Here is an 18,887-nt window from a genome sequence, read left to right on the forward strand (position 1 = left end):
ACAAGCTTTAACCCTAACCATTCGACGAGTTAAAATAGAGTTTTCTGTGGTTGTTAACCCTTTATGTGGATTAGCGAACCACTAATACGCTAGTTTTCGCATAACGTACAACAGAGGCCGCATTCGAGCCTAATAAGTAGGTAGACATACTTGGGCGACGTGAACCGAGTAGAATAACATCCGCTTTAATATCTTCAGCTGTTGCCAAAATTTCATCTTTAACTGAACCTACAACCGCTTTTACTTGCACTTTATCTGCAGGGATAGAGAACAGTTTAACTTTCTCTTGCAGCTCTTTCAGAATGATATCAGCTTGTTTTTGATCATCTGGAAAGTCACCTGGCAAAATAGTGCCGCCATAGCGTAAGTAATTGGAAATGGGTGCAGTCACAGCTAAAAAATGAACAGTAGAATTGTTTAGTTTCTGCATTGCATTAACATGCGGAACTAACATTTTGGTGAGGTCGTCTTCGGTAACATCAATAGGAACTAAAATTGTATTGTACATAATATCTCCTTTTTTCTTTTATATTATAAGTTTAGAACATTTTAATCATTTTTCATATTGATTGTTAATAAATTAATATTAACTGAGTTGGATTAAAAATGATGTGAGCGGGAGTACGCAATTGACGGGAATAAAAAATAGATAATAGAAATAATGACAATAGAAAACGGCAATACATGAGGGGGGTATCACCGCTTTTCAAGGAAAATATTATTTTTTAGGCGCTTTAGGTTTTGTGGTTTCTTTTTCTGGGCAGGCAGGTTTTAATCCACCTTTACACGCTTTATCAATATATTCAGCACCGAGTTTTTCATTAAACTCAGTTCCTTCACCATTTTGTAGCATTTTTCCTAATTGATATTCAGCGGGTGGGAACTTTTTATCTGCTGCTTTTTGAAACCACTCAAAAGCCACGAGATAATTTTGTTTTACGCCGGCACCTTGGTAATAGAATTGGCCCATATAGTTTATGGCTTCAGGATTTCCCTTATTCGCCGATTTCTCAATCCAACCATAAGCTGTTTCAAAATCAGATTGAACGCCATTACCATTAAGATACATATCACCTAGAAATAGTTGAGCATCCGCATTGCCTTTATTGGCGGCCATAGTAAGCCATTTCTTGGCCTTCGGATAATCTTGCTTAATTTCGTTACCGACATAGTAACCAATGCCCAGCATAACCTGAGCCTTAACATCCCCTTTTTGTGCTTGTTGCTCAATTTGCTTAATAACTTCGGGAGGAACAGGGGCAGCGAAAGTTAAATTCGTTGAAAATATAAATAAAGAAATGAAGGTCAATAATCGTAACATAAGGCTTTCCGTATCTTAAGTTGGCTATGAATATCCTTATTTCAAGATAAACTCGAAACGGTGTTAACAGTTATTAACGACAGGATATAACCATCAACGCATTAAATACTCTACTTCTATAATTTATAAATATCAACGCTCCATCGAAAATACAGAGTAAACGAGCTTTTTACTCTTCAGGAGTGAATATTCAAAATGTTTTTCTTCATTAATAAGCCTGCAGCGATTCTCTTTGACGCGATAAATGGGTAAAAATTAAATATTACTCTCAATAGCGAACTAGTTATTTATATCGAAAATTAACAAGAGAAATACAAAATACGGAATTATTGCAAAGAATAGTAGTGGTTATCATGGTGTCTTGTGATGTTTAGCACGAAATAAAAGGATAATTGTTGAAATTGTTAATAATCACTAATGGGTTATTAAAAGGCTAACACCTTTAAAAACAAAGAGTTATAATTATTGAGGTCAAAAACAATTAATAGGGATTATTTCCGTCGATAGATAGAGATATTTACGTCGGATTGCTCTTTTTAGAGAAAATTATTCTCTTTATTGGGGGTTTTATAGGTTAATAAAGAGATAATTTTTCTCTCACATATCCTCTATGATGGAATCATTATAATAGCCTGCAAATAATTAAGGTTATTGAAAGAAATAACCACTTAAGTCGCATCTAAAACAAAAAAATTCTCTTTTAAGAGTTCAACAATATTAAGTGAGTAATTATGGCTACGATCCCTACAATAGATAATGTCGATGATGGAAAAGCTTCTACGGCTGCTTCTCGCGCAGGTATGACTCAAGAACAATGGCGTGCTGCCACTAAGTTTGATGGCACAGATGTTGGTTGGGTGATTATGAGTATCGGGATGGCGATTGGTGCAGGGATTGTTTTTCTCCCTGTACAAGTTGGCTTGATGGGCTTATGGGTATTTTTGCTCTCATCCGTTGTCGGTTATCCTGCAATGTATTTGTTTCAACGTCTGTTTATTAACACGCTGGCGGAATCACCAGAATGTAAAGATTATCCAAGTGTGATCAGCGGATATTTAGGTAAAAACTGGGGTATGCTGCTTGGCGCGCTCTATTTTATTATGCTGGTGATTTGGATGTTTGTTTATTCAACAGCAATCACGAATGACAGCGCATCTTATTTGCAAACTTTCGGTGTAACGGATGGGTTATTATCTGAAAGTCCTTGGTATGGCCTAGTTCTGATTTGTATTTTAGTCGCCATTTCTTCTCGTGGTGAAAAACTGCTCTTTAAGCTTTCAAGCTTTATGGTTCTGACTAAATTATTTGTGGTTGCTGCATTGGGTCTTTCCATGGTCGGGATGTGGCACTTATATAATGTGGGTTCATTGCCGCCAGTTGGACGCTTGTTTAAAGAGGCAATCATCACATTACCTTTCACATTAACATCGATTCTGTTTATTCAAACATTAAGCCCAATGGTGATTTCATTCCGTAGCCAAAACGTGAACCGCGAAGTAGCACGTTATAAAGCCCTGCGTGCAATGAATATTGCGTTTATTGTTTTATTCTGTACCGTCTTTTTCTACGCAGTATCATTTACGTTAGCGATGGGTCATGACGAAGCAGTGAAAGCCTATGAGCAAAATATTTCTGCATTAGCCATCGCGGCGAAATTCTTCCCGGGTGGTTGGGTGACTGTCGTCAGTGTCATGTTAAATATCTTTGCCGTCATGACCGCGTTCTTTGGGGTTTACTTAGGTTTCCGTGAAGCAACTCAAGGTATTGTGATGAACATATTACAACGCATGATGCCGGTTGAGCGTATTAACGAAAATTGGGTGAAGAACGGCATTATGATTTTCGCTGTGTTATTAGCTTGGGGTGCGATTATCCTGAACGCACCAGTGCTGAGTTTCACATCCATCTGTAGCCCAATTTTCGGGATGGTAGGTTGTTTGATTCCAGCGTATTTAGTCTATAAAGTCCCAATGTTGCATAAATATAAAGGTATCTCTTTATATCTGATTGTTTTTACTGGGATTTTACTGTGTATCTCTCCATTCCTAGCATTCGCTTGATGTCGAGAATATGAATAATGTGCGCTCTATCTTAATGATCGGGCGCACATTTTTTATTTACCAATGAGAATGGTGGTAAATAGAGAGCCGTGATTACTGTTCAAATAACGGGGTTGGTTTGCCATTTTCATCAATAGCCACGAAATTAAACTGCCCGTGGATCACTTCTTCTCGTCCCTCAGCGTACATATCTTCTAAAAAGATAGAGACATTAACGGTAAGGCTAGTGCGACCAACTCGGATCACTTCCCCAACTAATTCAACGATGGTGCCTGATGGGATAGGGTGGGTAAAATTGATTTTTTCTGTGGAGACGGTCACCAATCTTTTGCGGCAAAAACGGGTCGCGGTAATGAAGGAAACTTCGTCCATCCATGCTAATGCAGTACCACCGAATAGGGTGCTATGGTGGTTAGTAGTGGTTGGGAATACCACTTTAGAAACATGGGTAACAGATTGTTCAATTTTTTGTTTGATTACATCATCAACATCGGAACGCATATTTAAGCCTTACTTTCTTTGAATTCTCACTATTTAAAAACTTGAACCGGTAAAAATAATTACTTACCGGAACATTTATGTACATATCATTAATGTTGCCGATAAGTGTAATCCCGATCACAAATAAATACAGTGATTAATCAAAATTGAATCGTTCCGGCTAAAAAGAGTGTTGCTTTTCCGGTCATCTTGACGCGATTTTGTTCAATTAAGCAGTGTATTTTTCCACCTCGAGCCGAAATCTGGTGACCTAATACGGGGTTTTTCTGTAATCGTTTAGCCCAAAGTGGGGCAATCGCGCAGTGAGAGGTGCCAGTGACGGGATCTTCATTAACACCTTTGGCCGGTGCAAAATAGCGAGATACAAAGTCACACTGTTCGTCGTGAGCTTGGTTATCGGCGCTTTTCGCGGTAATGGTTAATCCCTGCAAAGGTAATTGTGCAAGGCGTAACATATCTGGATGGCAATTCTGCACTTGCTCTGGCGAATCAACAAAGCAGATATAACGGTCTTTGGCTAAATACAATTCGGAAATAGGGGTACCGAGGATCTCGCTTAATTGTGGATACTGGCTTATATCGGCAGGTTCACAATCTAAAATAGGGAAGTCTAACGTGAAGCCTTCTTGATTTTTATGAACCGTCAGTTCTCCAGATAAGGACTGAAATACAATAGGGTTTGCCGGGTGCTGCTTAAACTTGTTTAGAATATACGAAGCGGCTAGGGTCGCATGACCACACAATTTAACTTCCATTACGGGTGTAAACCAGCGGATATGTTCACCGACCAGAAAGGCCGTTTCAGATAAGTTAATTTCGGCGGCGATAGCGATAAGCTTGTCATCAGGAAGCCACTCATCAAGTAAAACGATAGCGGCTGGGTTGCCATGAAATAGGGTATCAGTGAACGCATCGACATAATAAACCGGAACAGACAGTGTGCTCATCGTAAAAGATCCTTGAATGGAAATAATTCATTATGATTAGAAAAGTGAGGGAAGAGTAGCACGAGATTTGCGGTATTGAGGAGAGGTTGGCGCAATAATTGTTGAGATTATTACGCCAACAACGACTATCTAATAACGAATAATATTATTTCGCTTTTGCTTCGTTTTTATCTGCGTTTTGCAGCATTTTTCTGACTGGAATAATCAGGGCTGCTAGCACAACAGCACAAATAACCAGTGCGATAGAAACGTGGGAGAACAGGTCTGGCATTGAATCCAGTTGGTCTTTACGGATATTACCACCCATGATACCTGCAGCTAAGTTACCCAGCGCACTTGCACAGAACCATAATCCCATCACCTGACCGCGCATTTTTTGTGGTGCAAGTAATGTCATGGTTGCCAGGCCAATTGGGCTTAAGCACAGTTCACCTAATGTCAGTAATAAAATACTGCCGACTAACCAGAATGGTGAAACGCCAGTTTGTGTTGCCAGAACGTGGTTAGCTGCAACCATCATGACCGCAAAGCCACCCGCGGCGAACAGGATACCAATAACGAACTTCGTCATGCTGCTTGGGTTCAGATTACGCTTAGCCAAAGAAGGCCAGAACCAGCTGAAAATAGGCGCTAACAGAATGATGAATAAGGCGTTGATTGACTGGAACCAAATCGTTGGGATTTCGAAGTTACCCCATTGGCGATCGGTATAGTCACGCGCAAAAATGTTAAATGATGTTGGCTTTTGTTCAAAGGCAGACCAGAAGAACGCCGCAGCAATTAACAGAATTAAACATGCCAGTAAGCGAGAGCGTTCACTGCTGTTCAAACCTGCACAGAAGAACATGAAAATAAAGTAGATGCCCACACAGGTTGAGATAATGTAAGCCGAGCTTTTTGCGATGACTGAAGGGTTGAATGGGATGGTACCGTTATTGATTAACACCACCAGTACAGCCAGTGCAGCCATGGCAACTGCAACCCATTTACCGACGTTTTTACGTTGAACGGTAGGGTGATTCCATGTGGAATCTAAACCGACTTCTTTGTCATAACGACGCATTTGTGGAATAGCGTAGAAACGGAAGATAAGCAGGGCAACTAACATACCCAAACCACCTAAACCGAAGCCTAAATGCCAGCCATATTTTTCATGTAATGGGCCGATAATTAATGGGGCAACAAATGAACCCATATTGATACCCATATAGAACAGAGAGAAACCACCATCACGACGTGTATCTTCTTTCTTATATAGGGTTCCAACCATGACGGTGATACAGGTTTTAAATAAACCCGTACCTAATACGATCAATAGTAGTCCCACGAAGAAGAAGGTATTGGTAAATAACGCAGACAGCGCTATCGACAAGTGACCCAATGCAATGATCAAAGAACCATACCAAACGGCACGACGCTGACCTAACCAGTTATCCGCGAGCCAGCCGCCCGGTAATGATGTGATATAAACACCACCCGCGAAGATACCCACGATAGCAGAAGCTTGTTCAATCGGCAGCCCCATGCCACCTTGCAACAAAGTTGCACTCATAAAGAGGATTAAAAGAGGACGAACACCATAGAAAGAAAAACGTTCCCACATTTCGGTGAGGAAAAGCGAACTCAACGGGTAAGGATGCCCGAAAAAAGTTTTAGTTTTAGTCGCAGAATGACTCATCTGTGAACTCCAGTACGTTGTGACTTAAGAGGTTGTGCCGAATTGTGAATGTGGAGCAAAAGCGCCATCACTGTTTTTTATTGATATGTTAATGCTGTGTTGCAAACATATTTTCGGCATACATTATTATAAAATTGCTAATAAGCAGAATGAATTTATCGTAAGAAAGTCAGTTTTAAGATGAAAATTCGATGTAACTCTCATTCTTACGATAAGGGGGCACAGAATAACGGATTTTTATTGACAATAAAAGAATGTTTTTTGAATCGATTAAGTTGATTAAAAACAGTATGTTACAAAATATTTTTTGCGCTTATAAACTTTTCGTGGAAAAGATAATAAAAAGTTATATTTTGGTGTAAAAGGGATACATTAACATTACTCTTTAGAGGGAGATGCTCTTAGACCATCAGATTGTTTTCTAATGATAAGCCAAGAGTAAATGAGGTTGACCAACACTAATACGGCTGTGAAGAAGAACACGGCTCTAAAGCCGTATGTTGCTGCAACAAAGGAACCCATTAAAGGACCCGTGACATTCCCCACATCCCGTAATGCTTGGTTGTAGCTAAATATGCGTCCAGTGATTTGGTGAGAAATATTATAAATAATTAAGGTTTGTACGGCAGGTAATAGCGCGGCGTTAAGGGCGCCGAGTAAGAAGCGCAGGGCGCCTAATTCCCAATAGCTACTGACTAATCCCATCGGGAATAAGACAAAAATGGATGCGCCAAGTACTGCCAATAGAACGCGGTCGGGTCCAATTCGGTCACTCAGTTTACCGAGCATAGGGGCACTAATCAGCGCGGCAACGCCGGGAATGGATGCAATAATCCCACTGATAAAAGCAAGATTATCAATCGAGTCTGAAAGCTCCCGAACATACAAAGTGATCACCGGGTTAATCGAACCAATTGATGCTTGGATGATCATCGTGGTGAAAAATAGGCTGATCACTAAATTTTTATTACGTAAAGAGGCAAAAACTTGTTTTCCGGATAGGGCATCTTTGCGTGAAACAGGAGTAAAACGCTCACGAACGTAGAAAAGTGTGACAAAAAAGCAAATAAACAACACGCTAGCGGTAATAAAGAATACTGGACGCAAGCCATATTGGTCGGCAAGTAATCCACCAATCAGTGGACCAATCAATGCACCGCTAACCGCACCGGTTGCCAAAACACCCATTGCCCATCCGCTTTTATTCACGGGTACCTGTGTTGCAATTAGTGCATTAGCATTCGGGACAAACCCGCCAAGTAAGCCTAAAAGGGCGCGCAAAGCTAAAAGTTGCCAAATATTCTGCGCAAAGCCAATCAACACCATCACAATCGCCATACCAAGGGCAGAACGCAGCAACATTAATTTACGACCGCGGCGGTCAGAAAGGCGCCCCCAAAAAGGGGCGGCAATAGCGGAAAAGAGAAAAGTAATACTGAAAACAGCACCGGTCCATAAATTCAATGAAGTATGGTCAGTAACGCCAAGCTCTTCAATATAAAGAGGGAGGAAGGGCATGATCAGGCTGAAGGCTGCGCCCGTTAGAAAGCAGCCGAACCAGACAATGTAGAGGTTTTTTTTTCAGTAAGTACTTTTCTTCATACATTCCCTTCATACTTCGTGCCGTAGCGTTGTTGGCTTCACTCCCGTCATATTTTCGTGCCGCAGCGTTGTTGGCTTCATTCGCGGACCCCAGTCACATACTTGTGTATGCTCCTGGGGATCCACTCATTTGCCGCCTAGCTGCAACACGAACTATTTTGGGGGGGCTCCCTTCATATTTCGCGCCGCAGCGTTGTTGGCTTCATTCGCGCACCCCAGTCACATACTTGTGTATGCTCCTGGGGATCCACTCATTTGCCGCCTAGCTGCAGCACAAACTATTTTGGGAGAACCACCTAGCTACTATATGAGTTGTTTCGAAAATGTGCAGCTATAGGGTGATTCACCACACACCAACAATGTCGGGAATTACATAGCCTAGCGGTGGTGGATTTTATCTAAATCGCCGTACAGGGACGGTTCTCCCTTTGGACGCGTTTTAAAACGGCGGTGCATCCACATATATTGCTCTGGCGCCCGTAAAATTTCTTTCTCAATGACCTGATTCATCATCGTCGCGGTGGCGACGTTGTCGTCCACAGGGAAATCGTCCACGGCAGGCTGGATCAGCAATTTATAACCTTTACCATCGGGTAAGCGGATAGCTGAAAACGGCACAACGAGTGGATTGCCAAGAGATAATAAGATCTGTGAGCCATTGGTGGTTGCCGCTTTTTCCACCGCAAATAATGGCGCGAATGAACTGTTTCGAGGACCGTAATCATGGTCAGGGGCATACCATAAAATTTCCCCTTCTTTTAATGCGCGGATCATGCCTTTAACGTCTTTACGGTCGAGCATGTATTTATTAGATTTCAAACGTCCACGAGTTTGTAGCCAATCCATCAGTTTATTATCGTTAGCGCGATAAACACCAATGCCGGGGTTCAACATACCAAATGCACGACCGCCGATTTCCAACGTTAAGAAATGGACGCCTAACACAATAATGCCACGACCGGTTTCTTGAGCGGTGAGCATATTTTCACGACCTTCAACTTTAAGCCAACGGCGCACTCGCCAATCAGGCCAGAACCACGCCATTCCTGTTTCAAAAACGCCCATACCAACGGATTCAAAGTTTTGATCAACTAGTTTTTTACGCTCTTCTTGGCTCATTTCGGGAAAGCACAGTTGTAAATTGCGATCGGCAATGAGAACGCGTTTCTTTAAAAAGCGCTTGGAGAAACGCCCCAAACGGGTGCCTATCCAATAAATGGCTGGATAAGGAAGTAGGACTAGCAGGTATAGCACGCTAATGCCAAACCAAACTAACCAATAACGGGGATGTAATAAACTTTTCTCAAATTTTGGTGCTGGGATCATTGTTTTTTCGGTTTCTACTTTAGTGGATTTCAATTAAAAATAGCTTGTTAATCTGAATGATATCAAATTAATCAGCAAAAAGTTGCGCGGCTTGCATCGTGCTCATTAATTCCGCAAGGTTTCTAACTGCCATTTTTTCCATCACTCGAGAGCGGTGGACTTCGACGGTACGTACAGAAACACAAGCAACCTCTGCAATTTCACGGTTTATCAGCCCCTGAAGCACATAGCCACACACATCTTTTTCTTTGGGGGTTAACGTTTCATAGCGCTGTTGAATTAGAAAACGCTCAGTCGCTTTAATAGTTTGCAGACGAGCTTGCTCAAGAGTTTCAGCAAGTTGCTGGCTATCAATAGGTTTCTGTAAAAAGTCGATAGCGCCTAGTTTCACTTGCTCTACTGCCATTGGGATATCGCCATGCCCAGAAAGAAAAATGACGGCAAGTGTACTCTGTTGCTCTTTGAGATATTGGTGAACTTGGCGTCCATCCAGTTTTGGCATCCGCATATCGAGCAATACCACACCTTCTTCATGTAAAGGCGCTTGTTGAACAAACTGTTCACTGTCGTTCCAAACAGTGACGCTATAACCTAGCGTTTCAAGTAAAAACTGACAGGAATCGGTGACATCGCTGTCATCGTCGACAAGGTGAATGACAGGCATTAACTCATTCCTCGTAGCTTATTTCTTATTCATATAAATGGTTTTGAAAGCATTGTCACATATAGTTATTGGGAATGTTATCTTTTGTGTGGCAAAACATGCGCTATTTCTGATTATCCCGAATAATTAAAAATCAAAGTAACGCGCAGACCATCTTTCCCATCTTCATTACGTTGATTTTCAATATGAATATCGCCACCTTGGCTTTGAATTAATCGCTGGCAAATCACCAAGCCTAGCCCCAATCCCTCTGGTTTCGTCGTAGCAAACGGTGTGATCCCTTGACTGAGTTGTTCGTCGGGCATTCCACCAGCATCATCTTGTAATACGAGCAAAAATCGGTTTTCAGCAAAGTGGAAGCTAAACGTTAATGTGTTGGCTCCTGCTTGGAGGCTATTACTAATCAGATTGGATAATAGTTGGTCGAGTAGGGTATCTGGCAACAAGAGTTGCACATCAGGGCTATCAGGTAGCTGTAAACGAGCCATTGGGAAGTGTTGCTCAACTTGCAACAGTTGCCAAATGTGATTGATGGTTTGTTTGACAGAGTGCTGGCGAAGTGTCAGAGGAGACTCTTGCCCTGGCTTCCCTGCCCATAAACGGAGGTTTTGAATAATATCAGCACCCCGTTGAGCCTGTTCATCAATCTTACTGATCGCACCAAGAAGCGGGTGGCTTTCAGACTCTTTTTTTAATCGTAAAATGGAGCCTTGGGCATAGTTACGGATTGCCGATAGGGGCTGGTTAAGTTCATGGGCAAATCCAGATGCCATTTCACCTAATATATTGAGTCGTTGCGCTTTTTGTAGGTTAGTTTCTTGCTGTCGCAAGCGGTTATGCGCGACTTCCAATTGTTGACTGCGGCGGCGAACTAAGAAAGCAATCCAGACGTGATTAATGCCCAGTAGCACAAAAGCTAAGGCGATAATTCCAATGGTAATTTGGTGTTGGATGGTCCAACTGACGATATCTTGCCAAATTTCTCTTTGTTGTGGGTGTTGGTTAACGTCGCGCAGTAAGTTTTCAACTTGTGTGATGGATGCGGGAGCTCCCCAGCGCATGCTTGGTGCATCGCCAGATAATAAAACCTTGGTGACTTTATCCACCAAATTATCGGGCACTTCACTTAACGCGGCAAATGACCAGTTAGGGTATAGCTCAGTGCTTGTTAAGCAGGGCAATGCACTCTCTTTTTGAATCAGTGGTCGGAATTGGTGTTTATCAATCAGTCCTTCGCTATCCATGTTTTCTAATAAACAAACAGGGACAATTGCCGCAGTCAATGATTTATCCCGTAAGGCGTATAATAGTGCGTCGGCAGGAAAGCCTAAAAATTGCATTCGAAAATCTTTTTCCGCGTCATACCCCAAGTCTCGTAGCACTTTATAACCCAATAAATATCCCCCAAAGGCATCCGTCGAAATGGCACCGACCTTTTTACCAATGAGTTGGTTTGCATCGTGAATATCGCTGTCATTGCGTACCAAGATAAGGCTACCAATCACGTTGCGGGTTGTACTGTTCGGTTCAACATCAGAACGCAAAGAGAGCAACCAACGCAGATGGTAACGGTTATCAAGCTGAATAAATTGTGCAGGATTAGTCAGCAAAAAATCGATTTTGCGATTGGAAATCGCCTCTTTCATTTCTTCAAGATTCAGGGGCTTTAGGATAAAGCGTTCATCCGGAATGGACTGATTAAGCGTATCGACCAAAGGCTGCCAGTGCAACTGTGTGAAATTCGGTCCACGTAAGGCGAGAACACCAATGGTCCATTGTGCCGCGCCCGCGGGTATGCACCATAGCAGCAAGGTCATTAAAAGTATGTGATACAACGGCATAGACGATTTTTTTAACATTTGGGGTTTATTCGTTGCGTTAGATCAATATCCCTTCGGGTATGTGGTAAACCACAATAGGGGTACAAGGCTTTTATTCTTACTATGGCATCAGAATCATTCGAGTAGCACAAAGATAACACACCGATTTTAAAGAGAAATAAGAATTTAGTGGTTATCAGACATCGGTAACACGGTGTTACCCAAACGTAAGATAAACCAATAATAGATTGATTATTAACTTTTATTTTCGCATTAGCAATGTCAATACTGGAGCCGATTATGGATCTGAGTAAACGAAAATTCCTACAACAGATTGGAGCCGTCACTGCGGGTGCATCGCTGATCCCAATCGCTGAGGCGGGATTGAGTCTTTCCCCAACTCGCCGTGAAGGCAACCCTGAAAAACGTTATGGAATGCTGATTGATTTACGCCGTTGTGTAGGGTGTCAATCTTGTACGGTCAGCTGTTCCGTTGAAAACCAAACACCTCAAGGTCAATTTAGAACGACGGTTAACCAATATCAGGTCTCCTTAAAAGGGGAGGAAGGGTTCACTAACGTTCTACTGCCTCGCCTGTGTAACCATTGTGATAACCCGCCTTGCGTACCAGTTTGCCCAGTGCAAGCAACGTTTCAACGTGAAGATGGCATAGTGGTAATTGATAACGAGCGCTGCGTAGGTTGTGCGTATTGTGTACAGGCTTGTCCGTACGATGCTCGCTTTATTAACCATTCAACGCAAACCGCAGATAAATGCACGTTCTGTGCGCATCGTTTAGAAGTCGGTTTATTGCCCGCATGTGTCGAATCCTGTGTGGGTGGCGCCCGTATTATCGGTGACTTAAAAGACCCTAACAGTACTATTCGCAAGATGCTTTCTGAGCACGAAGCGCAGATCAAAGTCTTGAAACCAGAAAGTGGCACGTTGCCGCAGGTATTTTATTTAGGGCTGGATGATGCGTTTGTGGAACCGTTGCAAGGTAAAGGGCAACCGGCATTATGGCAGGAGGTGTTCTGATGAGCGAACAAGTGACCTATATTTCCGAAATCATGGCACAGCCGCAAGAGTTTTTCTGGCTTCCTTGGGCGGTGCAATACTTTTTCTTTATTGGAATTGCTGCCTGTGCGGTGCTGTATGCCTGCTATCTTCATTGGCAAAACCGTAGTGGAAACGGCCGATTAGAAATGATCGCCGTGTTTATTGCTATCACTATGGGAATAACAGCGCCGTTAGCATTAACGGCAGACCTGCACCAAACCGCGCGTGTATGGCACTTTTATGCACATCCAACAATGTGGTCTTGGATGTGGTGGGGCTCTGTGTTGTTACCGCTATTTACCACGTTTGTTGGGTTGTACTTTGTAGCGCTGTTGGTCAAATTGATTTGGAAGAAAGAATATAAAGCGACTCGCTGGGTCGCCTTACTCAGTGCGTTATCATCCATTGGTTTACTGCTGTATACCGGTCGTGAAGCTTCAGTGTTAGTCGCTCGTCCAATCTGGTTTAGCTGGTGGATGCCTGTGTTGATGTTCTTAAGTGCAATGCAAGTGTTGCCTGCACTGATTAGCTTAGGCGCGCGTCGTGAGCCGCAATATCAAAACCGTTTGGCGCGTTTCCAAGTAATTACATTACTCCTGTTTGCAGTCTGTTTTGCATTGTGGATCTCCGGTGATACCACGTCAGGTATTGCAGTTCGTCAACAGTTAGATGTCGCAAGCCCGGGCTGGTGGATGTTAATGGGGGTTTGTGCACTGTGGGCAATCACATTTGTAATGGCATTGAGTAACGTGAAAGCGGTGCGCTCAGTCCCTTACATTACGGTTTTAGCGTTAGTGTCGATGGCGTTAGCGTGGGTATTACGCTGGATTTTCCTGATGGAGATCCAAGCGGTACCAAAATACAACATCATCACCAATCCATACCATTTCCCATTAGGCAATGATGGACTACTGGCGATTGTCGGTACATTTGGATTGTGGATTGCATTAACAATTATTGTTCGCGAAGGTGTTCGCTGGTTTGCGGGGAGAGTGCAACATGGCTAAATTCTCAAGACGTCAATGGCTTAAAGGTGGCTTAGTTGTCGGTGGTCTTGCTCTTTTTGGTGCAAGCTATCGTGAAGTTGCCAAACGTGCAGTAGATGGTTTAGTGGATGGCACCTCTGGTAAAGTGACGCTGGATCGCATTAATGGTAATTCGCTTATTCCTGAAGGAACGGCGATTGGTGGTTGGAAAGAGAACCCTGCGCAAGTGGTTTCAATGACTCAATGCTTTGGTTGCTGGACGCAGTGCGGTATTCGTGCCCGTGTGGACAGTGCGAAGAATGAAGTTCTGCGTATTGCAGGGAACCCATACCATCCTTTATCCCATGAAAAGCATTTCCCATATGGAATGCCGTTATCCACTGCATTCGCCAAAATGGGCGGTGAAAGTGGTTTAGAACATCGTTCAACGGCATGTGCCCGTGGCGCCACGCTGATGGAAGGGTTAACCAGTCCATTACGTATTCTCGAACCGATGAAGCGCGTTGGTAAACGTGGTGAAGGGAAGTGGGAGCGTATTAGCTTTGAACAGTTAATTAAAGAAGTGGTTGAAGGTGGGGACTTATTTGGTGAAGGTCATGTGGATGGTCTGCGTGCTATTCGTGATTTAGAAACGCCACTGGATCCATCTCAACCAAAATTAGGGCCTAAAGCCAACCAGTTACTGGTGACTAACGCAGGGGATGATGGTCGTGATGGTTTTATTCGTCGCTTTGCTCAAAATGCGTTTGGTAGTAAAAACTTCGGGGCTCACGGGGCTTACTGTGGTTTAGCATATCGCGCAGGTTCTGGTGCGTTGATGGATGACTTGGATAAGAACGCCCACGTCAAACCGGATTGGGATAATACGCGTTTCGCGCTGTTTATCGGAACATCGCCAGCGCAATCAGGTAACCCATTTAAACGTCAAGGTCGCCAGTTAGCGAGCGCTCGTTTACGTGATTCGTTTAACTATGTGGTGGTTTCTCCGGCACTGCCATTGACCACAACTCTGGCCAATGACCATGGTCACTGGGTGCCAGTTCAACCGGGTACCGATGCCGCGTTAGTGATGGGGATGATCCGCTGGATTATCGAAAATGACCGCTATAACGCGGCTTATCTGAGTGTGCCAAGTGAAAAATCCATGGAAGCGGCTGGCGAGAAAAGCTGGACGAACTCAACTCACTTAGTGATCACCGATGATACCCATCCTTTGGCGGGTAATCTGTTACAGCAATCTCACCTAACGGGTGTGGTGGCTGAAGAGGGTGAGGACGAGAAAAAAGCCTATTTAGTTCAGGATGCAAACGGCGAGCTGAAACTGGCGGATGAAGTGACGAATGCGGAGCTGTTTGTGACTCGTCAAATCACGCTTCATGATGGTAGCGAAGTGACGGTGAAATCCAGCTTCCAGTGCCTGAAAGAAGCCGCAGATCGAATGACACTGGAAGAGTACAGTCAGCGTTGTCAAGTGCCCGTGAAAACCATTGAATCACTGGGTAAAGCCTTAACCTCTTATGACAGAAAAGCGGCGGTGATTTCTCACGGCGGCATGATGAGTGGTAATGGTTTCTATACTGCATGGTCAGTGATTATGCTTAATGCGTTGATTGGTAACTTAAACCTGAAAGGTGGCGTCTCTGTCGGTGGTGGTAAATTTAACGGGGAGAATGATGGCCCTCGTTACAATATCGCAGGCTACAAAGGCAAGGTGAAACCGAAAGGTGTAGTGCTATCGCGCAGTAATGAAGTGTATGAAAAATCGGATGAATTTAAGGCAAGAGTGGCGGCAGGTGAAAAACCGTATCCAGCGAAAGCTCCTTGGTATCCGTTTGCGAAAGGTCAGTTAACCGAGCAGTTGGCTTCCGCATTGATGGGATATCCATATTCCCTGAAGGCGTGGATCACTAATATGACGAACCCAGTTTATGGTATTGCGGGTATTCGTCAGGTGATGGAAGAAAAACTGAAAGATCCGAAGCATCTGCCACTGATTATCGGTATTGATGCTTTCATGAATGAAACCACAGCGTTAGCGGACTATATTGTGCCAGATACCCACAACTTTGAGAGTTGGGGCTTCAGCGCACCATGGTCAGGTGTACAGGTGAAAGCGAGTACCGCACGTTGGCCGATTGTAGAGTCTCGCACTGCAAAAACAGCGGATGGCCAGCCAGTTTCAATGGAGTCATTCTGTATCGCAGTGGCTAAAGAATTGAACTTACCGGGCTTTGGTGACAATGTCATTGCGGATATGGATGGCAACATGTATCCGTTAAATACCGCGGAAGATTACTATCTGAGAGTGGCGGCTAACATGGCGTGGTTAGGTGAAAAACCGGTACCAGAGGCGGCAACAGAAGACATTACGATCAGTGGTGTCGAACGTATCATGCCGCAAATTACTCGCACATTGAAACCTGAAGAAGTTCGCCGTGTTGCGTATATCTTTACGCGTGGTGGTCGATTCGCGCCTTATGAGAAAGCGTGGGATGGCGATGCGACGGGTCCACAGTGGAAGAAAGGGTTACAAATTTGGAATCCTACGGTGGCGATTAACCGTCATGCTATCACTGGTGAGCGTTTTAGTGGTTGCCCGACCTACTATCCGCCTCGTATGGCGAATGGTGAAGATGTGAATGTGGTATTCCCAGAGAAAGAGTGGCCATTAAAAATGATGTCCTTTAAATCTCATGTGATGAGCAGTTCCACAACCATGATTGAACGTTTACGCCATGTGAAACCAACCAATATGGTGGCCATTCACCCTGATGATGCGGCGAAGGTGGGCGTTAAACACGGAGATTGGGTCAAAATCACCACACCAGGTGGCCAGGCGGAAGCTCAAATCAGTGTGCTTGATGGGGTTATGCCGGGCGTTCTCGCGGTTGAGCATGGATATGGGCACACCGAAATGGGAGCCAAACAGCACTATTTAGACGGCGAAGCTATGCCGATGAATGCGGCAAATGGTTCAGGTATTAACTTGAATGATTTAGGGTTTGCGGACCCGACGCGTGAGGTCGCCAATACTTGGCTTGATTGGGTATCTGGTGCTTCCGTGAGACAAGGTTTGCCTGCTCGTATCGAGTTAATTGGTTAAGACAGAAGTCCATCCAGTAGGTTGTAAGTTAGTAAAGTGTAAGTAGTAAAGTGTAGTTAGTAATATAAGCAGTAAAGAGGTTTCTGACCTACTCCGTTGTGCATAGCGGAGTAGGGAAGCGCCTCTAAAAGCAGTTGACATTGCGCTCTACGATGCAGTTTACCCATCGTAACTTCGGCAAATGCCAGGGAGGGGGAGCCCTCCCTTTTTTCTTTTCTATTTAATACAGATAGCTAATACAAGTATTGTTATAAAAACAGTTTATAAAAATATTGCGCTATTTTTCTTAAGTGGATATTTCTTCCTGCGAGCCACTAGCCATTCAAACAATAAAACCGTTGTATTACTAATAATTTGTAGGGTTGCCTGCATTAATGTCATGGGTTCCATCCATAAAAAAGGCGGGGTCAATCCCACCTAGTTAAAAGTTTATTAGCTTAAAAGCTATTAAACTCGTCATATTTTGTTCTCATATATAACCTCTTTCAAGTGGGGGGATTTTTATTCAGAGGAAAATTAGCGCAATGGTATTTTTCTGTCAAAGGGCAAAGGGCAAAGGAATTTATCAGACTAACTTTTTTAATTTAGTGATTTTTTCTTTAACATTATCATTAAGAGTTTGTGATAAGTGTAATATCCACTAAAAAGAAATGGTTTTTTATTAACATAATAAAAGGGATAATAACCCACAATTAACGAGCAATTCTTTGCTGGTGATTTAAATTTTTTATATCAAAGCATTACATAGGAAAGCGAACACCATGCCAGTGTTACACAACCAAATTTCGAATAAAATCCTTAAAGAACGTATGTTGGCTGAAACTGAGCCGCGTACCACAATCTCTTTTTATAAATACTTCAATATTCAAGACCCTGTTGCATTTCGTAATGAGTGGTACCAACAATTCAAAGCGTTGAGTGTATTTGGTCGTGTGTATATTGCTAAAGAAGGGATCAACGCACAAATTAGCGTACCTGCCTCTAATGTAGATGCGTTGCGTGAACTTATCTACGCAACAGACCCGGCCTTAAATGATCTGCGTTTGAACATTGCTATTGATGATGATGGCAAGTCCTTCTGGGTACTACGTATGAAAGTACGTGACCGTGTTGTTGCCGATGGTATTGATGACGAAACCTTTAATCCTGCCAATACCGGACAGTATCTGAAAGCAGATCAAGTCAATGCGATGATCGATGACCCAAATACTATTTTTGTCGATATGCGCAACCATTATGAATATGAAGTCGGTCACTTTGATAATGCGATTGAGGTGCCATCAGACACCTTTAGAGACCAACTGCCAATGGCGGTTGAAATGCTGCAAGACCAGAAAGATAAAAATGTGGTGATGTATTGCACGGGCGGTATCCGCTGTGAAAAAGCGAGCGCCTACATGCTACATAACGGCTTCCAAAATGTTTATCATGTGGAAGGCGGGATCATTGAATATGCGCGTAAAGCAAAAGAACAAGGCTTGCCACTGCGTTTCAAAGGTAAAAACTTTGTGTTCGATAACCGTATGGGTGAGCGTATTACGGATGACACCTTAGCGCATTGCCATCAATGTGGGGAAGTCTGTGACACTCACACTAACTGTAAAAATGACGGTTGCCATTTACTGTTTATTCAATGCCCAAGCTGCGCTGAAAAATATGAAGGCTGCTGCAGTCATGCGTGTACTGAAGAGATGAAGTTGCCTGAAGAAGAGCAGCGTATTCGCCGCGCTGGTCGTGAAGTGAGTAATAAAATATTTAATAAATCTCGTCATCGTTTAGCGGACGGACTGTTAAATAGCGAAAAGTAGAATTATTTTAAA

13 protein-coding genes and 1 pseudogene are annotated in these 18,887 nt (G+C 43.3%); 5 read left to right on the forward strand and 9 right to left on the reverse strand.

From position 1 onward, the window contains the following. Positions 1-70 precede the first annotated feature (70 nt). Both GKR48_RS13270 and GKR48_RS13275 read right to left on the reverse strand, forming a co-directional pair. Positions 71-508, reverse strand: a complete 438-nt coding sequence (locus GKR48_RS13270; RefSeq protein WP_036951577.1) for a universal stress protein — start codon at positions 506-508, stop codon at positions 71-73. A 210-nt stretch (positions 509-718) separates the two neighbouring features. Further along, positions 719-1,321, reverse strand: a complete 603-nt coding sequence (locus GKR48_RS13275) for a tetratricopeptide repeat protein (protein ID WP_154604205.1) — start codon at positions 1,319-1,321, stop codon at positions 719-721. A 731-nt stretch (positions 1,322-2,052) separates the two neighbouring features. Between GKR48_RS13275 and GKR48_RS13280 the strand changes: the two genes are divergently transcribed. After that, entirely contained in the window at positions 2,053-3,381 is a 1,329-nt protein-coding gene (locus GKR48_RS13280; protein ID WP_154628414.1) for an amino acid permease, read from the forward strand. A gap of 93 nt (positions 3,382-3,474) precedes the next feature. Here the strand turns inward: GKR48_RS13280 and GKR48_RS13285 are convergent, their stop codons facing one another. The 7 genes and pseudogenes from GKR48_RS13285 to ttrS form a co-directional block, all read right to left on the reverse strand. Next, positions 3,475-3,882, reverse strand: coding sequence for an acyl-CoA thioesterase (locus GKR48_RS13285; RefSeq protein WP_036951567.1), 408 nt, complete (start codon positions 3,880-3,882; stop codon positions 3,475-3,477). Positions 3,883-4,022: 140 nt separating this feature from the next. Then, the gene (locus GKR48_RS13290; RefSeq protein ID WP_154628416.1) at positions 4,023-4,829 is read right to left on the reverse strand and encodes a PhzF family phenazine biosynthesis protein; all 807 of its coding nucleotides are present in this window, start codon (positions 4,827-4,829) and stop codon (positions 4,023-4,025) included. Between the two features lie 145 nt (positions 4,830-4,974). Continuing rightward, positions 4,975-6,507 (reverse strand): peptide MFS transporter, encoded by a 1,533-nt coding sequence (locus GKR48_RS13295; RefSeq protein ID WP_154628418.1) that lies wholly within the window; start codon positions 6,505-6,507, stop codon positions 4,975-4,977. A gap of 378 nt (positions 6,508-6,885) precedes the next feature. Beyond that, a pseudogene (mdtG, locus tag GKR48_RS13300) lies at positions 6,886-8,109 on the reverse strand (multidrug efflux MFS transporter MdtG). 378 nt (positions 8,110-8,487) lie between these two features. Continuing rightward, the gene (locus GKR48_RS13305; RefSeq protein ID WP_154628419.1) at positions 8,488-9,435 is read right to left on the reverse strand and encodes a Kdo(2)-lipid IV(A) acyltransferase; all 948 of its coding nucleotides are present in this window, start codon (positions 9,433-9,435) and stop codon (positions 8,488-8,490) included. Between the two features lie 67 nt (positions 9,436-9,502). Next, positions 9,503-10,099: a tetrathionate respiration response regulator TtrR gene (gene ttrR / locus GKR48_RS13310; RefSeq protein WP_006657911.1), complete on the reverse strand. Its 597-nt coding sequence runs from the start codon at positions 10,097-10,099 to the stop codon at positions 9,503-9,505. A gap of 113 nt (positions 10,100-10,212) precedes the next feature. Then, positions 10,213-11,958, reverse strand: coding sequence for a tetrathionate respiration histidine kinase TtrS (ttrS, locus tag GKR48_RS13315; RefSeq protein ID WP_442959381.1), 1,746 nt, complete (start codon positions 11,956-11,958; stop codon positions 10,213-10,215). Between the two features lie 261 nt (positions 11,959-12,219). Here ttrS and ttrB point away from each other — a divergent pair, with 261 nt between their 5' ends. From ttrB to trhO, 4 genes are all read left to right on the forward strand, one after another. Next, positions 12,220-12,957, forward strand: a complete 738-nt coding sequence (gene ttrB, locus GKR48_RS13320) for a tetrathionate reductase subunit TtrB (RefSeq protein WP_154628421.1) — start codon at positions 12,220-12,222, stop codon at positions 12,955-12,957. Then, positions 12,957-13,985 (forward strand): tetrathionate reductase subunit TtrC, encoded by a 1,029-nt coding sequence (ttrC, locus tag GKR48_RS13325; protein WP_195848255.1) that lies wholly within the window; start codon positions 12,957-12,959, stop codon positions 13,983-13,985. The genes ttrB and ttrC overlap by 1 nt, the downstream gene beginning before the upstream one ends. Continuing rightward, complete coding sequence (ttrA, locus tag GKR48_RS13330; protein WP_154628423.1) at positions 13,978-17,067, forward strand: tetrathionate reductase subunit TtrA; 3,090 nt, start codon at positions 13,978-13,980, stop codon at positions 17,065-17,067. Before ttrC ends, ttrA begins: the two co-directional genes overlap by 8 nt. 761 nt (positions 17,068-17,828) lie before the next feature. Next, a complete protein-coding gene (gene trhO, locus GKR48_RS13335) occupies positions 17,829-18,875 on the forward strand; it encodes an oxygen-dependent tRNA uridine(34) hydroxylase TrhO (protein ID WP_154628425.1) in 1,047 nt (348 codons plus the stop codon). Positions 18,876-18,887: the final 12 nt, after the last annotated feature.

Source organism: Providencia sp. wls1943, assembly GCF_009706275.1.
GTDB classification, from domain to species: Bacteria; Pseudomonadota; Gammaproteobacteria; order Enterobacterales; family Enterobacteriaceae; genus Providencia; species Providencia zhijiangensis.